Origin of the sequence: Vibrio sp. 10N.247.311.47 (assembly GCF_041467535.1) — a bacterium.
GTDB classification, from domain to species: Bacteria; Pseudomonadota; Gammaproteobacteria; order Enterobacterales; family Vibrionaceae; genus Vibrio; species Vibrio crassostreae_C.
The window spans coordinates 77109-96826 of the sequence record NZ_JBFSUR010000023.1 but is presented as its reverse complement, the minus strand read 5'-3'; the positions used below and the strand labels follow the sequence as shown (position 1 = coordinate 96826).

General features: G+C 43.2%; 20 protein-coding genes. 13 read left to right on the top strand and 7 right to left on the bottom strand.

All coding sequences use genetic code 11. The annotated features are described in order from the left end of the window. Positions 1-216: 216 nt before the first annotated feature. The 3 genes from AB6E51_RS15810 to AB6E51_RS15800 form a co-directional block, all read right to left on the bottom strand. Positions 217-1938, bottom strand: a complete 1722-nt coding sequence (locus tag AB6E51_RS15810) for an ATP-binding protein (RefSeq protein WP_372058657.1) — start codon at positions 1936-1938, stop codon at positions 217-219. Continuing rightward, positions 1938-3122, bottom strand: a complete 1185-nt coding sequence (locus tag AB6E51_RS15805) for an FIST signal transduction protein (protein WP_017063855.1) — start codon at positions 3120-3122, stop codon at positions 1938-1940. The genes AB6E51_RS15810 and AB6E51_RS15805 overlap by 1 nt, the downstream gene beginning before the upstream one ends. Positions 3123-3236: 114 nt before the next feature. Beyond that, positions 3237-3602 carry a hypothetical protein gene (locus AB6E51_RS15800; protein ID WP_372058656.1) on the bottom strand — a complete coding sequence of 122 codons (366 nt, stop codon included), beginning with the start codon at positions 3600-3602 and terminating at the stop codon, positions 3237-3239. 252 nt (positions 3603-3854) lie between these two features. Between AB6E51_RS15800 and ccoN the strand changes: the two genes are divergently transcribed. From ccoN to uspE, 10 genes are all read left to right on the top strand, one after another. Beyond that, on the top strand, positions 3855-5288 hold the full coding sequence (ccoN, locus tag AB6E51_RS15795; protein ID WP_009846707.1) for a cytochrome-c oxidase, cbb3-type subunit I: 1434 nt from the start codon (positions 3855-3857) through the stop codon (positions 5286-5288). An 11-nt stretch (positions 5289-5299) separates the two neighbouring features. Beyond that, entirely contained in the window at positions 5300-5920 is a 621-nt protein-coding gene (gene ccoO, locus AB6E51_RS15790; RefSeq protein ID WP_017059643.1) for a cytochrome-c oxidase, cbb3-type subunit II, read from the top strand. A gap of 9 nt (positions 5921-5929) precedes the next feature. Further along, the gene (locus AB6E51_RS15785; protein WP_004733679.1) at positions 5930-6103 is read left to right on the top strand and encodes a CcoQ/FixQ family Cbb3-type cytochrome c oxidase assembly chaperone; all 174 of its coding nucleotides are present in this window, start codon (positions 5930-5932) and stop codon (positions 6101-6103) included. Then, a complete protein-coding gene (ccoP, locus tag AB6E51_RS15780; RefSeq protein ID WP_017063857.1) occupies positions 6103-7077 on the top strand; it encodes a cytochrome-c oxidase, cbb3-type subunit III in 975 nt (324 codons plus the stop codon). The genes AB6E51_RS15785 and ccoP overlap by 1 nt, the downstream gene beginning before the upstream one ends. Positions 7078-7185: 108 nt before the next feature. Continuing rightward, a complete protein-coding gene (locus AB6E51_RS15775; RefSeq protein ID WP_017059641.1) occupies positions 7186-7665 on the top strand; it encodes a FixH family protein in 480 nt (159 codons plus the stop codon). 5 nt (positions 7666-7670) lie between these two features. Further along, positions 7671-10043, top strand: a complete 2373-nt coding sequence (locus AB6E51_RS15770; protein ID WP_372058655.1) for a heavy metal translocating P-type ATPase — start codon at positions 7671-7673, stop codon at positions 10041-10043. After that, positions 10043-10279 carry a cbb3-type cytochrome oxidase assembly protein CcoS gene (gene ccoS / locus AB6E51_RS15765; protein ID WP_017059639.1) on the top strand — a complete coding sequence of 79 codons (237 nt, stop codon included), beginning with the start codon at positions 10043-10045 and terminating at the stop codon, positions 10277-10279. Before AB6E51_RS15770 ends, ccoS begins: the two co-directional genes overlap by 1 nt. Beyond that, a complete protein-coding gene (locus tag AB6E51_RS15760; protein WP_371722254.1) occupies positions 10269-10943 on the top strand; it encodes a sulfite exporter TauE/SafE family protein in 675 nt (224 codons plus the stop codon). Before ccoS ends, AB6E51_RS15760 begins: the two co-directional genes overlap by 11 nt. 86 nt (positions 10944-11029) lie before the next feature. Then, positions 11030-11776, top strand: a complete 747-nt coding sequence (locus tag AB6E51_RS15755) for an FNR family transcription factor (RefSeq protein WP_017059637.1) — start codon at positions 11030-11032, stop codon at positions 11774-11776. 132 nt (positions 11777-11908) lie between these two features. Then, positions 11909-12859, top strand: coding sequence for a universal stress protein UspE (uspE, locus tag AB6E51_RS15750; protein ID WP_017070547.1), 951 nt, complete (start codon positions 11909-11911; stop codon positions 12857-12859). A 103-nt stretch (positions 12860-12962) separates the two neighbouring features. On the opposite strand, the gene ttcA is transcribed toward uspE, so the two are convergent. From ttcA to AB6E51_RS15730, 4 genes are all read right to left on the bottom strand, one after another. Next, positions 12963-13856: a tRNA 2-thiocytidine(32) synthetase TtcA gene (gene ttcA, locus AB6E51_RS15745; RefSeq protein ID WP_017059635.1), complete on the bottom strand. Its 894-nt coding sequence runs from the start codon at positions 13854-13856 to the stop codon at positions 12963-12965. 319 nt (positions 13857-14175) lie between these two features. After that, positions 14176-14826, bottom strand: coding sequence for a DUF2987 domain-containing protein (locus AB6E51_RS15740; protein ID WP_048612083.1), 651 nt, complete (start codon positions 14824-14826; stop codon positions 14176-14178). A 122-nt stretch (positions 14827-14948) separates the two neighbouring features. Then, positions 14949-15797, bottom strand: coding sequence for a glucosaminidase domain-containing protein (locus AB6E51_RS15735; RefSeq protein WP_372058654.1), 849 nt, complete (start codon positions 15795-15797; stop codon positions 14949-14951). After that, positions 15790-16617 carry a hypothetical protein gene (locus tag AB6E51_RS15730; protein WP_372058652.1) on the bottom strand — a complete coding sequence of 276 codons (828 nt, stop codon included), beginning with the start codon at positions 16615-16617 and terminating at the stop codon, positions 15790-15792. The genes AB6E51_RS15735 and AB6E51_RS15730 overlap by 8 nt, the downstream gene beginning before the upstream one ends. 329 nt (positions 16618-16946) lie before the next feature. On the opposite strand from AB6E51_RS15730, the gene potA reads away from it, so the two are divergent. The 3 genes from potA to potC are packed head-to-tail and all read left to right on the top strand — an operon-like array spanning position 16947 to position 19673. Then, complete coding sequence (gene potA / locus AB6E51_RS15725; protein ID WP_017059631.1) at positions 16947-18062, top strand: spermidine/putrescine ABC transporter ATP-binding protein PotA; 1116 nt, start codon at positions 16947-16949, stop codon at positions 18060-18062. Next, positions 18046-18903, top strand: a complete 858-nt coding sequence (gene potB, locus AB6E51_RS15720) for a spermidine/putrescine ABC transporter permease PotB (protein ID WP_017059630.1) — start codon at positions 18046-18048, stop codon at positions 18901-18903. Before potA ends, potB begins: the two co-directional genes overlap by 17 nt. Beyond that, a complete protein-coding gene (gene potC, locus AB6E51_RS15715; protein WP_017059629.1) occupies positions 18903-19673 on the top strand; it encodes a spermidine/putrescine ABC transporter permease PotC in 771 nt (256 codons plus the stop codon). Before potB ends, potC begins: the two co-directional genes overlap by 1 nt. Positions 19674-19718 lie beyond the last annotated feature (45 nt).

Genomic DNA, 19718 nt, shown 5'->3' with positions numbered 1-19718 from the left:
TGTATGAGCCTAGAAAGCCCCTCAAAATCAAACTAGCCTAAGTGCGTATTATGTATATTATGTTAAATGGTGTTTGGTATTTATAAGGCAGGTATCTTTGTGCGATGCCCTGCCTCTTGTTTATCTACCAAATCGATGTTCTATTTAACAGTAAGGCTATTTACCATAAAATACCTAATAAACATATTTCCTAATCTTCGATTAAGAATACGTTTATTAGACTTCAAGCATTAATCGATCAATTGCTTCTGTGATCTCTTTAGTTCTTACTGGCTTGGTCACGAAATCATTCATGCCGACATCTAAGCACGAACATTTGTCTTCTACTGATGTGTGTGCTGTTAGCGCAACGATTGGTGTTTTGATGTTTGCGTCTCTCATGTATTTGGTTGTGGTTAATCCATCCATGACCGGCATCGACACATCCATTAAGATAATGTCTATTGATTCGTTGCCTCTTTCAATAAAGCCAATCGCTTCTTCACCATTACTTGCGATGAAAACCTCGTGGCCTTGTCTTGTAAGGATTAACTTTATCACCATTTGATTCGTTGGATTGTCTTCGACAACTAACACTGAATAACGGCTTCTTAACTCTCGTGAAGATTCGTCTTCTTTGTTAGCCAGATTATTCGTAACTCTAGTAAGCACTGGCAACTGTACTTCGAATTTGGAGCCTTTTCCAGGCTCACTCTTTACCGATATGCGCCCGCGCATCAGTTCAACCAGTCTTTTAGTGATGGCCAAGCCTAAACCTGTGCCACCAAATCTACGTGTGATTGTGCTATCAGCTTGCACAAATGGACTGAACAGCGACGAAAGTTGTTGCGAGCTAATGCCAATCCCTGTGTCTTCCACCGTTATATAGAAAGAGCTCTGCTGGTACTTTATAGAAACATGGACATGCCCACGCTCAGTGAACTTAATCGCGTTACCGATCAAATTAAATAGGATCTGTGCCAAGCGACTTGGGTCGATGTAATGAAGTTCACCTTCAGGGATATCGCTAGTTACTGTTAGCGGCAAACCTTTATCGTCTGCTGTCTTCTTTTGTTCAGATAATACAAAAGTTACAGTGTCTCTTACGTTGCTCCATTGAGGAGCCAACGAGAAACACCCAGATTCAATCTTAGAAAAATCCAATACGTCACTGATAATTGCCAGCAATAGCTCAGATGATGTGCTCATATTAAGCAGTATAGACTGTTGTTCTTCGTTCAATGATGTGGATTTTAGGGTGTCTATTAGGCCAATTATGGCATTTAGCGGTGTTCTTAATTCATGACTCATCATCGCGAGGAATTCAGACTTGGCCTTGTTGGCTCTTTCTGCGTCTTTTCTTGCTGTGACAAGCTCTGCGGTACGTTCTCGAACGGTTGCTTCAAGCTTTTCTTTGTTCTCAATATCGAAAACAGCACGCTCTATCAACGGTCGAAAACGGTTTAGTGTGGCCTTAGTTTCAATACTAAAGTGCTTGGTATTCGAGTGGATAAAGATGATGACGGATTGTGTTAGTCCGCTATCGATACCAGTAATTAGAACAGAGTTGATTTGATCGAGGATAATGGGATGTAAGGAATTGAATTCACCCAGAGACTTGGGTTCAAAAAGGATGGCGCATTCTCCATTGATCACTCGAGATAACTTGCCACAATCACTCCAATTCATCTGTTCGAAGACTTTGTTATTGCTTAGCAGGGTTTTGAAACTGCCTTCGTTCCCTACCCTTGATACCACGATAAAGTCATCAAACTTAATGTATTTTTTGAGCACGAACTCGAGACTGGAGAATATCTCAGATATGTTACTTGCCTTACTGATCGCAGAGATGGTTGATAAGATCACCCTGTTCTCTTCAGCCAGCTTTCGCTCACGGGTTTTTAGTTTTTGCAGTTCAATACGTGCTTCTTGCAGCGCTTCTTGACCTTCAGAACCCATTACTTTTTCAACCTATAAAACGTTGCAGACGATACCATTAAATTCCCGTGTGCATTCTCGCCACCAGAGAGCCTGCCTTGTTCACCAAACGTAAATGGACATATGTATGGGAGCCCATTAAGTGCTTGATTTATTTGGTCACAAACCTCATCCATATCTTGTTTAAGGTTCAACATTGGGCCTGCACAAAAGATATTGATCGCCCCTAGTTTCTCTTCAAGATCCATGTCGTTGTAGTATGAGGAGTGAATGATATTCGCGGCGCGGCTAATCAACTGCTGCTTAGACCCTTGCATCAGGTAGATGGTGTCGCCTTCACTGATGTCTGTGAACAGCTCAATCCCATTACACTCCGTCTCTCTGATCGAATGAGACAATTTGAAATATGGGTAATCGTAAGAAGAGCCGACTTTCCTGCCTAATGGGTAGACTGACGACTTTTCGAATATGTAGCCATCATCACTGCCATCTAAGTGGAAATTAGTCCATTCGTTGTAAACGGTGACGGCTGGCCTGTGGTCTATCTCCAACAAAATTCGGTTTCTTACTTTGGTCACGGTGCCTGAATACCGCGTAGGCGTATGACCCGCGCTGAAAGAGGAATAGATGGACTGAGACGCAAACACTACCGTTAAAGACACACCATTTATAGACAGCGACTCTTCGGTGAAGATACTCCAATTTCCGGAAACCTGGTTGTCTGCAGCACTGCCACCAATAATTGGCACTTCAGTACCAAATTTCTTATCGATAGCCGCCATCACCTTTTCTTCGTTACCCGGTGTGGAATGCAGCAAGATAAGATCAGGAATTTCACCTTCTCGGTTGGCGTTCTTGAGTGCTTTGTCTATCGCGCTGAAGGTACTGCGGTCTATGGAGTCGCTGAAATGTTCGATTCCCGTACCATAGGCGTTGATCCCCGAGTCATGAATAATGAGGACGCCAATGACTGGACCAGAATGAAAACCAGTTTCGGTCATAATGCCGTGACAAGTAGTACAGCCATGTATGGGAGTGTTCGGGAGAGCATCTACGAAATATCTCTGCACAGCGAGTGTCGAATACTCTTCTGTGCAGTAGCAAATAAGACAAGCAATATCGTCAGGGTTTTCCACCCCGCTGAGCAACTCATCTACTGCGATTTTATCGTCTAGGGAGTAAGAGACTTTTGATAGAAATTTCATAGATTCTGGGTAACTTTATTAATGCTCTCTTTATAACACTTTAATGCATTGTGTTTCACTGATTTGGTACATGTTTCTATCAAAAGAACCGAGGTGTGCCCCAGTTTCTCTCTGTTACTCCTTAGAAAGGTTTACAGAAAACGTGCTCACCTGTTGTGGAAATGTAACCGTTATTGAGGAGGTCTTATCACTAGTTTGTAACAGCCAATTTGATGGTCCTTTTTCTTCCAGAATTCCGCTTTCATTATAGCTAATGATAAATTTGCCAGTTTTAGATGTTTCGATCGAATACCCTAGGTTATTGCTTAAAACTGAAACATTATGATTATCAATACGAAATTTACAAGGTTTTGAAACTATACAGTTTACTGTTTCGTTATTATCGTATGTTACTGTTCTCCAAGTAAATGCAGCTATTAAAATAACCAACATGACGATAATTTGAACAAGCCTGCCTTTTGTTAGCTTTTGTGCCGCCATTATAATCTTTACTCCTTGTTACAAAGTTCAAAGTTTTTAAATAAAAATCCAATTCCAGACCAAGCGTAAGGTTACTACTCTGTCATTGATTTGTTAATTCAAGTATAGTGTCGCGTTGAAAATGCCACTTTTTTTTAAAATCAGCAAGTGGAAATAAAGCCCTGAATAGGCTGAATTTCCTTTTCTAATTTGGGTGGCATTACGACGTGAGTCGTGTTGGAAGTAAAGTGTAGTAAATAAGAAATTGGAAGCATGCAAATGAGCCAAGAAAAGCAGCTTGAACAAAACTACAACTATACGGTCGTCCGTCAATTTACCCTAGTTACAATTTTGTGGGGTATTGTCGGTATGGGCGTTGGTGTTTTGATTGCCGCTCAATTAGTTTGGCCACAGCTAAACTTTGATACGCCGTGGTTGACGTACAGTCGTTTACGTCCCCTGCATACTAATGCGGTTATTTTTGCGTTCGGTACAAGTGCGCTGTTTGCAACATCATATTATGTTGTACAACGTACCTGTCAGACGCGTCTCTTTGGTGGCCCTCTCGTAGCCTTTACCTTTTGGGGTTGGCAAGCGATTATCCTGTCCGCTGCAATTACTTTACCGTTAGGTTTAACCTCTGGTAAAGAATACGCAGAACTTGAATGGCCAATCGATATTGCTATTACTCTTGTGTGGGTAGCTTATGCGGTCGTGTTCTTCGGAACCATGATTAAACGTAAGACATCGCACATTTACGTAGCAAACTGGTTCTTCGGAGCCTTCATTATCACGGTTGCCGTGTTGCACATCGTTAACAGCCTAGCTGTTCCTGTCTCTGCGTTTAAATCGTACTCGATTTATTCCGGAGCGATCGATGCAATGGTGCAATGGTGGTACGGACACAATGCGGTAGGCTTCCTATTGACAGCTGGTTTCCTAGGCATGATGTACTACTTCGTTCCTAAACAAGCTGGTCGCCCTGTTTACTCTTACCGTTTGTCGATTGTTCACTTCTGGGCTCTCGTGTCTCTGTATATCTGGGCTGGTCCTCACCACCTACACTACACTGCACTTCCTGACTGGACTCAATCTCTAGGTATGGTTATGTCTTTGGTTCTGTTTGCTCCATCTTGGGGTGGCATGATCAACGGTATTATGACTCTATCTGGTGCGTGGCATAAGCTTCGCTACGACCCAATCCTACGTTTCCTAATCGTTTCTCTATCATTCTACGGCATGTCGACTTTCGAAGGCCCAATGATGGCAATCAAAACGGTTAACGCACTATCTCACTACACGGACTGGACTATCGGTCACGTTCACTCTGGTGCGTTAGGTTGGGTTGCAATGGTTTCTATCGGTTCGGTTTACCACTTAGTTCCTAAACTATTTGGTCAAGAGCGTATGTACTCTGTATCCCTAATCAATGTTCACTTCTGGTTAGCAACGATTGGTACGGTTTTCTACATTGTAGCAATGTGGATCTCTGGCGTGATGCAAGGTCTGATGTGGCGTGCAGTTAACTCTGACGGTACATTAACTTACAGCTTCGTTGAATCTGTAGAAGCGTCTTACCCGTTCTACTTTGTACGTTTCTTAGGTGGTTTCATCTTCCTATCTGGTATGTTCTTAATGGCATACAACACGTACAAAACTGTTTCTGCACCTAAAGATAGCCTTAAAGCTATCCCTCAACCGGCTTAAGGAGATTTAGAATGAGCTCAAATTCAAATAATCGCCATGAGTTGGTAGAGAAGAATGTTGGCCTACTAGCGATTCTTATCGTTATTGCTATCAGTTTTGGTGCTTTAGTAGAAATTACCCCACTTATTTTCCAAAAGCAGACTACTGAACCTGTAGAAAATCTACGTGTTTACTCTGCTCTGGAAATGGAAGGTCGTGATATCTACATTCGCGAAGGTTGTAACGTATGTCACAGCCAAATGATTCGTCCTTTCCGCTCTGAAACTGAACGTTACGGTCACTACTCTGTAGCTGGCGAAAGCGTTTGGGAACACCCATTCCTATGGGGTTCTAAGCGTACTGGTCCTGATTTAGCGCGTGTTGGTGATCGTTACTCTGATGAGTGGCACCGCGTTCACCTTATCGACCCTCGCGAACTTGTTCCTGAATCAAACATGCCTGGTTTCCCATGGCTTGCTGAGAATGTACTTGATGGCAAATTGACTAAACAGAAGCTTGAAATCTTCCGTAATCAATTTGGTGTTCCTTACACAGACGAACAAATTGCTAACGCTAAACAAGATGTTGAAGGAAAAACAGAGATGGATGCAATCATCGCTTACCTTCAATCGCTTGGCCACGCAATGAAATAAGGAATAATTATGGACATTATTACATTTCAAAGTGTTTGGACTGTTACTGTTTTTGCTTGTTTCATCGGCATCGTTTGGTGGGCTTTCGGTAAAAATCGTAAGTCGCGCTTCGACGAAGATGCAAACCTAGTGTTCGCTGATGAAGCACCTGCGAAAGATAAAAATCAAGGAGTGACGAAGTAATGAGTACATTCTGGAGTATTTGGGTAACAGTAATCACAATCGGTACATTGATTGGCTGTGCAGCCTTACTTCGTTGGTGTTCCAACGATAAAACAGGTGTAGAAGAAGGTCAGGATATGGGCCATGAATACGATGGTATTCGTGAGCTTAATAACCCGCTACCTAAATGGTGGACATACCTTTTCGTTAGCACAATTGTGTTTGCAGCTGTTTATCTAGCTCTATACCCAGGCCTTGGCAACTTTAAAGGTCTACTAGGTTGGACGAGTTCAAACCAAACAGTTCGTAGCGTAGAAGAGTCTCGCTCTGCAATCGCTGCTGCGCAAGCAAACAAACAGTTAGACGCATACGCGAAAGAACTTGATGATGCTGACACCTACTTTGGTGAAGCTTTCAGAAAGCTAGCTCACGACGAAAACGGTCTACGTTCTGTCCCTGACATTGCATCAGATGCCGATGCAATCAAAGTGGGCCAACGTTTGTTCCTACAAAACTGTTCTCAGTGTCACGGCTCTGATGCACGTGGTCAGAAAGGTTTCCCGAACCTAACTGATGACGCATGGCTATATGGTGGTGAACCACAAGCTATCGTTACTACCATCATGCATGGTCGTGTCGGTCAAATGCCAGGTTGGAAAGACGCTCTTGGCGAAGAAGGCGTAAAAGAAGTAGTTAGCTACACGCTTAGCCTTTCTGGTCGTAGCGTAAACGCACGTGAAGCAGAGGCTGGTAAAGCGCGCTTTGTAGTGTGTGCAGCCTGTCACGGTACTGATGGTAAGGGTAACCCTGCTGTTGGCGCACCTGACTTGACTGACCGCGACTGGCTATTTGGCGATTCTCGCGCTGATGTGACGGAAACAGTCATGTACGGACGTTCTGGTGTAATGCCGGCTTGGAAGGACATCCTCGGTGAGGATAAGGTTCAGCTCGTCTCTGCCTACGTCTGGAGCCTCAGCAACTCAGATAAAGAGTAACATAATAATAACAGCCCCTTCTTAAGGGGCTGTCTTTCTTTTACAGTTATAACCTTAAGTGTTTGTAAAAATTAGTTTTATTTCATTGTATATATTGAGAATAATAATATGGAACAACCTTGGTATAAGCAGTTTTGGCCGTGGTTTTTGATCTTCCTAACCGTTGGCGTTTCTATGCTAACATTGGTTCGAGTCGCGATACTTACCAACCATTCAGTTAACGTTGTCACTGAAGATTACTATAAAAAAGGTAAAGGTATTAATGTCGACATTTCGAAAGTAAATGTTGCTAAAGAGCTTGGCTTATCAGCTTCAGTTAGCGAGAAAGGTAACTCAGTTATCATTACTCTCGACAAAGGCAAACTAGACCACTTCCCTGCTATTAGCGCAATGTTCGTGCACCGAACGCTGCCTGACCGTGATTTTACTCAGCTACTGACCGCTGATGCGAGAGGCAACTACACGTTGACTCTGGATCATGAAATGCAAGGTCCATGGTTTATCGAGCTTTCTCCGCATGATTCTGAATGGTTAGTGCAAGGTCGCATGAACTTCCCTATTGATACTCCTACTCAACTAACGAACTAAATCTTATGTGTGAATCCTGTTATCACTGCGGTGAAGATGTACCAGCGGAAACGGATTTTAAAGTAGAAATCTTAGGATCGGTGCGACCTATGTGTTGTCCGGGTTGCGAAACCGTAGCCCAGACAATCGTTGATAGCGGTCTGGTCTCTTACTACCAATATCGTACCGCTCCAGCTGAAAAAGCGGATCTCGTGCCAGAGCAACTTCTGGCACTCAGTCATTACGACAACGAAGATGTTCAATTGGAGTTCGTCCGTAACTCTGAAAACACCTCTGAAGTGACATTGTCACTAGAAGGTGTCTCTTGTGCTGCTTGTGCTTGGCTTATTGAAAAGCAAGTCTCTTCAAAGTTAGGGGTTGTTAGTATTCGTGTTAATACCACGACTAACCGCGCCCTGCTCAGTTGGGACAACACTCAGGCGAAACTGAGCGAGCTGTTGTCTGCAATCCATACCTTAGGCTACAAAGCCGCACCTTTTGAGGCTGATCAACAAGAAGCCGCCTATCATCGATCGATGAAGAATTATCTCTATCGTCTTGGCATTGCTGGTTTAGCAACCATGCAGGTCATGATGCTGGCTGTTGCGCTTTATCTTGAAGTCTTTGGTAACCTTGAGCCCGAATTCAAAAGCTACTTCCGTTGGGTGAGCTTAATCTTTGCAACACCGGTTCTGCTCTACTCTGCATTGCCTTTCTATATCAACGCGTGGCGTAGCCTCAAAGGTCGAACATTGGGTATGGATGTACCTGTGTCGATCGCTCTTTTGTTTGCCTACGTTGCAAGTTTGGTCGCAACGGTGACAGAGAAAGGTGAAGTATTCTTCGAATCTATCTCGATGTTTACCTTCTTCCTACTGCTTGGTCGTTTCCTTGAAATGCGCGCTCGTCGTAAAGCCGCCGCTGCTAGTGGTAACCTGCTTAAGCTCGTTCCTGCTATGGCAACAACGTTAGATGGCGAACAAGTTCCAGTCAAAACCTTAAAAGTTGGCGACCAAATTCGTGTTCTACCGGGTGAGCACATTCCTGCCGATGGCAAAGTATTGTCTGGCAGAGTTCATATCGATGAATCGATGCTGACTGGCGAATCTATCCATGTGGTCAAAAACGAAGGCGATACCGTCTTTGCTGGTACATTGAATGGTGATGAATCATTTGAATTGGAAGTAATGACGTCAAAAGCGGATTCGGTTATTTCCAATATCGTTCGCCTGCAAGACGAAGCGCAACTGTCTAAACCTCGCATTGCAGAAATTGCTGATGTTGTGGCTCGATACTTTGTTGCGGTTATCTTAATCATCTCATTCGGCACTTGGTTTTACTGGCACCAAACACGACCAGAAGACGCTTTCTGGATCATGCTTTCGGTATTGGTCGCAACGTGTCCTTGTGCTCTGTCACTTGCAACACCGACGGCGATTACCTGTTCCACTTCTCGCATGGGTAACTTCGGTATTTTGCTGCGCAAAGGCCACGTATTCGAAACCTTGTGCAAAGTAAATCACTTGATCATCGATAAAACAGGCACATTGACTGAGGGTGATATTCGTATCAGCCAAGTTGAAACCTTCGCTGAACTTGATAAAGACACTTGTCTCAAAGTAGCGGCGAGCCTGGAACAACACGCTAACCACCCTATCGCTAAAGCGTTCAAGTCTCATATTTCAGATGATATCGAAGTAGAGTCTGTCAATAACGTAATTGGTTCAGGTATTACTGGTGAGTGGAATGGTCAAGAAGTAGCAATCGGTAGTAGTGAATTCATTCTAGGTGAAGCTCAACCATCGGAAAGCAACGGCATTTACTTGTCGATGGCGGGTCGTCATATCGCTACATTTACTTATGAAGATCCAATCCGTAAAGAAAGCATCGAGTTTATTAAGCAATTTAAAGAAGCGGGCATCAAAACAACTCTGCTTACTGGCGATTCTTTGATTAACGCGAAGCCTGTTGCTGAAGAGATCGGTATTACTGATATTGTTGCTAACGCGAAACCTGAAGATAAACTTGCTTACCTGAATTCTCGAGATGCAAGTGACATCACAATGATGGTTGGCGATGGTATTAACGATGCCCCTATTCTTGCGGGTGCTCACCTTTCAGTTGCTATGGGCGGCGGTACCGATGTGGCGAAAGCCTCTGCAGATATGGTGTTATTGGGTGATAAGCTCGATAGATTACTTAAGTCGCGTACTTTGGCATTAAAAACGCGTAAGATAATCCGTGAAAACCTAGCTTGGTCATTAGGATATAACTTACTTATCCTTCCATTGGCTGTCGCGGGTTTGGTTGCTCCATACATTGCCGTTGTGGGCATGTCTGCCAGCTCTATTATTGTTGTGTCTAACTCGTTAAGGCTTTTAAAAGAGCAAGGTAAATAATGGAAAGTTTATACATTCTGATCCCCATTGCGATTGTACTGGTGTGCATCGCTGTTGGTATTTTTCTATGGGCGGTGAAGAGCGAACAGTTTGAAGACCTAGAACGTCAAGGTCACAACATTCTGTTTGATGAAGACGAAAAGGCTCACAACCATTCTGATAGCAAACCTGTCAAGAATGAGAAAGCTAACAGCGAAAGCCAAACTAACGTAGACAAAAAGAACGATGACGCCTGATTGGATCGGAGCCTTTGTTGTTGGATTGATCGGCGCAGGCCATTGCATGGGAATGTGTGGTGGTATTGCGTCGCTTCTTTCGATTGGCAACAGTAAACCTTCCCCTGTTATTCCCCTACTTTATAATCTAGGACGCTTGCTAAGTTATGCCGTGATCGGCGGTGTGATTGGCGGTGCGATCTCTACAATAGGTCAGCTAAGCGATTTTAACGCTCTGCTGGGTTGGCTGCGATTATTTGCTGCTGGTTTCATGATCGTCTTAGGTTTGTATATCGGTAAATGGTGGTTCGGTTTGTTGTTCTTTGAAAAAGTCGGACAGAAGCTATGGCGCTATATCTCACCTTTAGGTAAATCATTTCTACCCTTGAAGCACCCTAGCCACGCTTTGCCTTTTGGCTTTATTTGGGGTTGGCTACCATGTGGCTTAGTTTACTCAATGCTCACGTGGGCGGCGGTATCAGGAAGTTGGTACAACGGTGCAGGTATCATGCTTGCTTTCGGTTTAGGTACGCTTCCAGCAATGCTCACAGTAGGTATGGGCGCTAATTTCCTCAAAAAAATGCAACAAGCTGACTTATTTCGCCAATTAGGCGCAATTTTAATCCTCCTTTATGGTTTCTATACCGGATATATGGCATTGCAGCTCATTATTTATACCGTATAGGCAATCTTTAAATCCGGTTTTTTTACTACCCAACTGGATAAAGGAATGCTAAAATATTGACGTATATCAAATAGTGAAAGATTGTTATGATTTCTGAAAAGCCTGTGACGAAACGTGTTCAGTCTGGTGGCTGTGCGATCCATTGCCAGGATTGTAGTATTAGCCAGCTCTGTATTCCGTTTACTTTGAATGAATCTGAACTCGATCAACTTGATCAGATCATTGAGAGAAAAAAGCCTATTCAAAAAGGCCAAGAGTTATTTAAAGCCGGTGACGAGCTTAAATCTCTATATGCTATTCGCTCTGGAACGATCAAGAGCTACACGATTACTGAGCAAGGTGATGAGCAGATTACTGCGTTCCACCTAGCGGGCGATCTTGTTGGCTTCGATGCGATTACTGGTGACCAACACCCTAGTTTCGCACAAGCGCTAGAAACTTCTATGGTATGTGAAATCCCATATGAGATTCTTGATGACCTATCAGGAAAAATGCCTAAATTGCGTCAGCAAATTATGCGCCTGATGAGTAATGAGATTAAAGGTGACCAAGAAATGATTCTGCTTCTTTCTAAGAAGAACGCGGAAGAGCGCCTTGCTGCATTCCTTTACAACCTTTCTACTCGCTTCTCTCAACGTGGCTTCAGCCCGCGTGAGTTCCGCCTAACGATGACTCGTGGCGATATTGGTAACTACCTTGGTTTGACTGTTGAAACAATTAGCCGTCTTCTAGGCCGTTTCCAAAAAGCAGACATCTTGAGCGTTAAAGGCAAATATATCACTATCGAAGATCACGATGCGTTGATGGAACTTGCTGGCGTTTCAAAAGAATAGTCTAGATATCAATGATGTAGTTCAATAATGAGCTACATCATGTTTCTCTCTTAAAACCTCTTATATTTCTCTTAATCTCTCCATAACTACGCTACATTATTTATATGTTCGGTCTGAAAAGTAGGCTTAGTTATGAGTATCTATAACAAAATTTTAGTTGTCGCAGACATTAATCACGATGAGCAACCTGCTCTAGTTCGTGCTATCCAACTTGCTAAGAAAAGCACCTCAACAAGCCACATCACTTTCTTTTTGTCGATATACGACTTCTCGTATGAAATGACATCTATGCTCTCTATCGATGAAAGAGACGCAATGCGCAAAGGCGTAATTCATCAACGCGAAATTTGGATGAATAAAGTCGCAGAACCTTACCTAGATGATTCTATTGAATTTAATGTACAAGTGGTTTGGCACAACCGCCCATACGAAGCGATCATTGCCGAGGTTTACAGTGGTGAGCACGACATCTTAATCAAAGGCACGCGTAAGCACGATACCTTGGAATCTGTCATCTTTACTCCAACCGATTGGCATTTATTGAGAAAGTGCCCTAGCCCAGTGCTATTGGTTAAAAACGATTTCTGGCCAGATCACGCGAAGATTTTTGCTTCAGTTCATGTAGGTTCTGAAACAGAAGCTCATTTAGAGCTTAACGATACGATGGTCGACAGATTGCTAGAGATCACCGGTCGTTTGGATGCGGAACCGTTCTTGGTGAATGCCTACCCAGTGACACCTGCGAATATTACCATTGAACTGCCAGAGTTTGATCCAACGTCTTATACCGATGCGGTTCGTGGCCATCACTTAACGGCAATGAAAGCATTGCGCCAGAAGCACGGTATGTGTGAAGAACAAACTGTGGTTGAACAAGGCTTGCCAGAAGATGTTATTCCTCGCGTCGCTTCTGAAAATAACGCTGCGATGGTGATTCTGGGTACAACGGGTCGTACTGGCTTGTCTGCCGTGTTTATTGGTAATACCGCGGAACATGTTATCGATAAGATTAACTGTGATGTGTTGGCTCTTAAACCGTCTGGTTACGTCAGCCCACTAGACCCTAACCTTTCGAAAGGTTAGGTCAGGGATAGTTTAACTTATAAAAAAACGCCTCAAGCATTGCTTGAGGCGTTTTTGTTTGTCTGTTGTAGGCGCATCTATTGCTCTACAACGATTATTCTTATTATACGTTCGTTACGTCGATGAACATTGACTCATCGATGTTAGAAGATGAAATTTCAGCTTCTTCGAATTCGTACGCTTTGCGGTCTTCACTACGGTCTAGTGGAAGGTTCACGAAGTCAAACAGCTCGCGGTCAGCCAGTTGGCTTGGACTTACGTTCTGGATTGACTTGAAGATCTTCTCAACACGACCTGGCGTTTTCTTATCCCAATCAATTAGCATCGCTTTAATGTTCTGACGCTGTAGATTCTCTTGAGAGCCACATAGGTTACAAGGAATGATTGGGAACTCTTTATGTTCTGCGTATTTGATTAGGTCCGTTTCACGACAGTAAGTCAGTGGACGAATAACAACGTTACGACCATCATCTGAACGAAGCTTTGGTGGCATAGCCTTTAAGCGCGCACCGTGGAACATGTTTAGGAACATGGTCTCAACGATGTCGTCTAGGTGGTGACCCAGAGCGATCTTAGTTGCACCAATCTTCTCTGCGAATGAGTACAAAGTACCACGACGAAGACGAGAACATAGGCCACACGTTGTTTTACCTTCTGGCACTTTCTCTTTAACCACTGAATACGTGTCTTTATCTACGATGTAGTAAGGAATGTTCAGTGTTTCAAAGTACTCAGGAAGAATGTGTTCAGGGAACCCAGGTTGTTTTTGATCTAGGTTTACTGCCACAACATCAAATTTGATCGGTGCTGCTTCACGTAAACGTAGCAAAATATCTAACATCGCAAATGAATCTTTACCGCCACTAATACATGCCATTACTACGTCATTCTCTTCGATCATGTTGTAGTCGATGATGGCATTTCCAACATTTCTTCTCAGACGTTTCTGAAGTTTGTTGAATTCAAGTGTTTCTTTTCTATTATCGTTTTGGTTCATTGCGACTCTCACACCGTCGTATTACCGACTGTAGATTGCTAGTGGGACTGTTTTAGGGCGTGGATTATACGGATTTTTATTTGATGTTGAAATAGTAACGGCAGGATAAACAAGCTGAGTAATAGAAAGATTCTGCTTTTATTGTTCGATCAGCTCCCAGCTGGTAGAGAAACGCGGCTTTACATGCTCTCGGTTGGTATCGCAGATAAAGAAAAGCAGCCTTATCTAATTCGATGAGGCTGCTTTAAGATATGTCGTAAAAGCTTAGGGGAATGATTCCGCTAAGCTTTTACTTCACTAACAATGATTCCGTTAAAAATTATTGCGCGGGAATGTACGGCAATACGCGAACTGTTGGTTCTGGTAACGTGATGCTGTCACTTCCATTCAGTTCTTCTAAGGTGAATTTCGCTCGCCCTTCTTTGATTGGTAGTTGCTTACCATTTGAAAGCTCGATGTTACCTTCCAGCTTATTAGCGAACTCTAGCGTTAACCCTTGGATATCTGGTGTGAACCAACCAGAGAACATACCGCTGACGTCTTCAAGCATCGCCTGCATCTGTGGCAATAAGTTTTCTATCTGTGCAACTTCTACTGTGCCAGCTAAAGGCTCTTGAGTCATCACAACTAAAGAATACGCACACTCTTGTTCTTGAGTTTGTACAAAGATAAGAGGATTTGCTGAGCGTAGGTTTTGATCTACCGGTAGAAGCAGTTCATTGGCTGGAGAGACTTTTAGCTCTTCGTAGTGCTCTTCTTTTTCCATCCAAGCTTTGCTGATGTGACAGGTTTGCTGAGCTTGTTGATCAACAAAGAAGACCGCAACTTTGACATCATCATGCCCTTCTTTGGTGTTGTTTTTCAACTGAGTATAAAGCTTAGAATACGTGAACATGTATTCTTGCGCTGAAGCAGGAAGAGAAACCCCAAGGCTTAATGAGGCTAATAAAGCGAGTGCTGTCTTTTTCATTATTATAATCTTGTCGAAGTTGAGCGTTTATAAATAGAAAGAGCAGCCAATGAGCTGCTCTTTTTGTGATATTACTGGTATAAGCCGACTATCGAAGGCAACCAAGTTGGTATCAAAATGAGTTACTTTTTCCAGTATACCTCGTTGTGACGGATCATAGCTTGTAAATCAGTCACATAGTCGGAACCTCGCTCAGAATATTTTAACAAGCCATTGGTGAGCTCTGTCGCCGTTGCGGTTGTTAAAAGATCATCACCTTGCGCATCAAGTTTTGCACGAATCGCTCTTAGATCGGCGTAAGCACGATTACGGTTAAGGTTCATGAAATACCGATGTACGGATTCTTGGCTTGAAGAGAATGTGGCGACTTCATGCGAGCTACCTTCATTACGTTGTAGCGGAACAAGGCCACAACCTTTGGTATAACACCAGTGTCCAAAATAGTTGTTGGCTTTAGTAGCGAAACGCGACGTTCCCCAAGCTGACTCATTTGCTGCCTGTGTCAGTACAAGCGCCTCTGGCAGCACATTCACGCGGTTAAGCATCTCTGTCAGCCATGACTTATCCAAACCTTCACTAGGCACTGGCAGGCTGTACAACTTCCCTAACCTTTTCGCATAAGACGCATCTTCAGAATCAATACTGCTTAAACCAGACTCAGAGAGCTTAGTTAAAAACGCGCGCTCTTTGGTGATACGCTTGTTTTCGATATTGATGCTTGGACGTAGGAACGAAAAGAACGTGTCCTTTTTCTCATTCACATCTTCGATGGCCGCAAAGTTTGGTGTGCTCGAAGAAACCGTCAAGTCACCAAACTGGTCAGCTGAATTGGAGCTCTGTTCTGTCGTACGTCGACGCTCTTCTTCTTGGTAAATATAAGGACCAATCAGAGAAATAGAGCCAACAAGAGCCAGTGCTGTCACTTTAAGCGCAAGTGATTTGCTTGTGCTTGCCTGTGTGTCTTTATGCATCGAACACCTGTGGGTTTTTGTTATTGTCGTCGTTATTGCTATCGTTGTTATCGTCTTCGCTCTTTGGACGATCTGAAGCAATCAGTTTCAACTTGATGCCAAACATTTCACGGTAAAGGATTCCTTTCACGTGGAAGAAGAACGGAAGAACGAAGATTAAGCCAATGCCGTACATCATTGCCGCGACGATGAACATCAGCATTACTAATAGGTAGATAGAAGCAACGGTGAAGATTTTTTTGTTGACAGCACGCAGAGAAAGCAGAAGCGATTGCATTGGTGGTACTTTCTTATCGCAAATCAACAGGATTGAGTGGCTGAATGCAAGTGAGAAGTAAATCGACAGAAACGGCAGAATCATACCTGCAATACCTTGAAGCATCAGGCTGAACAGAGTCACAAGAATTACTGGAATCGTAAACTGCAAACCTTTACCGATGTGGCGTACTTTGGTTTGTAGGCCAGCGGCGTGACTCATTGCCATTAAACAGATACCCGCATAGATAGGCGCACTGATCACTTCATAGCTAAAGTTCGCGATAAAAATCGATCCAACGATTTGTGGCGTAAACGACTCTGGGTCGATAACTGCATCTAAGATAACCGCGGGATCACCAAGCTGTAGTTTTAGTGCGATATAAAAGATAGCGAGCTGCACAAACATCAAAGCAATAATCGCTGGGGAAAACGAAAGAAAGTGACTTATCGTATGTTTCCAAGCTTCTTGGAATACAGCCGTTGCTTTGAGCTCATAATCGCCAGAAAGTGCACGGTTGATACTCCCGCCCAAATTAAAATCTTTTTCGATGTCGTTGTTCATATTGATACCTAGGTGTGCCGATTAAGCGAAGCCACCTAACTTATTGATAAAAAATTACCTTCATTATACTCATATGTCGGATACAAACTAAAATATGAATCTGTAACAAGGCTTGCTTTTGCGTCTTGATGGTTAATAATTAGACACTTGTTAGGGTGTAAACCCAGTAAATAACAGTATGGTAAAGGATGTTTACTTTTACCTGCGAAATTTTTTATCTTCGAAAGGTAAAAAATGCTTTGAATTCACGTTTTTGGTGATTATGATGCGCGCCTTAAAGGTGTATAGCAACAGGTCTCAAATAGAACCAAGGTGGAGAAAAACAGACGTTGAACGCTAAAAAATCAGTAGGAAAGCCAGTAGTACAGCTAACTGGCATCAGTAAAAGTTTCGATGGTAAGGAAGTCATCGGCAATCTGGATTTAAACGTAAATCATGGTGAGTTTCTCACGATTTTAGGCCCATCAGGTTGTGGTAAAACAACCGTGCTAAGAATGATTGCGGGTTTTGAAACGGCAGATAGTGGTCAAATACTATTAGCTGAACAAAACGTAACCCAAGTTCCTGCTGAACAAAGGCATGTAAACACTGTATTCCAAAGCTATGCCCTATTCCCGCATATGACCGTTTTCGACAATGTGGCATTTGGCTTACGCATGCAGAAAGTTCCAAACAGCGAGATTGAACCTCGTGTAATGGATGCTTTGAAAATGGTGCGCCTAGAACAAATGGCACAACGAAAGCCACACCAGCTATCTGGTGGCCAACAGCAACGTATCGCAATCGCTCGTGCTGTCGTTAATAAGCCTAAAGTTCTTTTGTTGGATGAATCTCTATCTGCTCTGGATTACAAACTACGTAAACAGATGCAAATCGAGCTGAAACAATTACAACGCCAACTTGGTATCACGTTCATTTTTGTAACGCATGACCAAGAAGAGGCGCTGTCTATGTCTGACCGTATTATTGTTATGCGTGATGGCGTGATTGAACAAGACGGAACACCAAGAGAGATCTACGAAGAGCCTAAGAACCTATTTGTAGCGCGTTTCATTGGTGAAATTAACGTATTCGAAGCGACAGCGAAATCTCGTCAAGATGAAAAACGCATTGTTGCGACAATCGAAGGTGAAGAGTCCATTATCTATCACGATAAAGACGTAACACCGGGTCAAAAACTGCAAGTATTGCTTCGCCCTGAAGATCTTCGAATCGAAGAAATTAAAGAGTCAGAGCAACGCGGTATTGTTGGCCACATTGTCGAGCGAACCTATAAAGGCATGACATTAGATTCAGTCGTAGAACTTGAATCTGGTATGCGTGTCATGGTTAGCGAATTCTTCAACGAAGATGACCCTGATGTTGATCACTCACTGGGCCAAAAAGTTGCAGTAACTTGGGTTGAGAGCTGGGAAGTGGTATTAGAAGATGAGCAAGAAGTTTAATTTACAAAACGCAATTGTTGCTTTAATCACAGGTTGGTTAGTGTTGTTCGTGATGATTCCAAACATCATGATCATTGGTACTAGCTTCTTAACTCGTGATGAAGCGAACTTGATCGAGATGACCTTCACTCTCGATAACTACGTGCGTTTGGCTGACCCGCTGTATTTTAAAGTGTTGATGCACTCTTTCTATATGGCAATTGTCGCAACCCTACTTTGTTTGATTATTGGTTACCCATTCGCTTACATCGTGGCAAAAATGCCGGCGAAGTGGCGTCCAATCATGTTGTTCCTAGTGATAGTACCATTCTGGACGAACTCTTTGATTCGTACATACGGATTAAAAATTGTACTGGGTACGCAAGGTGTCTTGAACAAAAGCTTGTTAGCGTTAGATATCATTGATAAACCGCTACGTATCATGTACTCAGAAACCGCAGTAATGATCGGTTTAGTGTACATCCTACTTCCGTTTATGATTCTGCCGCTGTATTCAGCGATTGAAAAACTGGACGATACGTATTTAGAAGCGGCTAAAGATTTAGGTGCGAACAAACTGCAAACGCTATTGAAAGTGGTACTACCACTAACAATGCCGGGCATTATTGGCGGCTGTTTGTTAGTGCTACTGCCAGCGTTAGGTATGTTCTACATCTCTGACCTATTAGGCGGAGCTAAGAACCTATTGATTGGTAACGTGATTAAGAGCCAAGTGCTCAACGCTCGAGACTGGCCGTTTGGCGCAGCGACGAGTATCGCACTGACCATGGCAATGGCTGTGATGCTGTATGCCTACTACCGAGCAGGTAAGCTATTGAACAAGAAAGTGGAGCTAGACTAATGGGGCGCACAGTTAAGTTCAGCTTTATGGCGCTGGTATACGCCTTTCTATACCTACCTATTATCGTATTGATCGCTAACTCGTTTAATGCCAATAAGTTTGGTATGAAATGGGGTGGCTTCACCACTAAATGGTATGACGCGCTTATTAACAACGACAGCCTAATGCAGGCTGCGTGGCACTCGATCAACGTAGCGGTGTTCTCAGCAACAGCCGCAACGATTGTCGGGAGCCTTACAGCAGTAGCCCTATTCCGTTACCAATTTAAAGGTAAAGGCATCGTAAATGGCATGCTGTTCATCGTAATGATGTCTCCAGATATCGTAATGGCGATTTCGCTTCTTGCGCTATTCTTGGTAATGGGTGTTCAACTTGGGTTCTTTACCCTACTTGCTGCTCACATTACCTTCTGTCTACCGTTTGTTGTAGTAACGGTATACAGTCGCTTGAATGGCTTTGATGTGAAGATGCTAGAAGCAGCAAAAGACTTAGGTGCAAGTGAATGGACGATTCTAAAACAGATCATTCTGCCTCTTGCTAAGCCAGCGGTTGCTGCGGGTTGGTTATTGAGCTTCACTCTGTCTTTGGACGATGTAATCATTAGCTCTTTCGTAACCGGCCCAACGTATGAAATCTTACCACTGAAGATTTACTCAATGGTTAAAGTGGGTATCTCTCCTGAGGTAAACGCCCTAGCAACAGTGATGTTAGTGGTGTCGTTAATACTGGTGATCATTTCTCAGTCATTAGCGAGAGAAAAAATCAAGTAAGTCTCCTACTCTATATAGAGACTGGCTTGATTAAGAAGTTAAGAG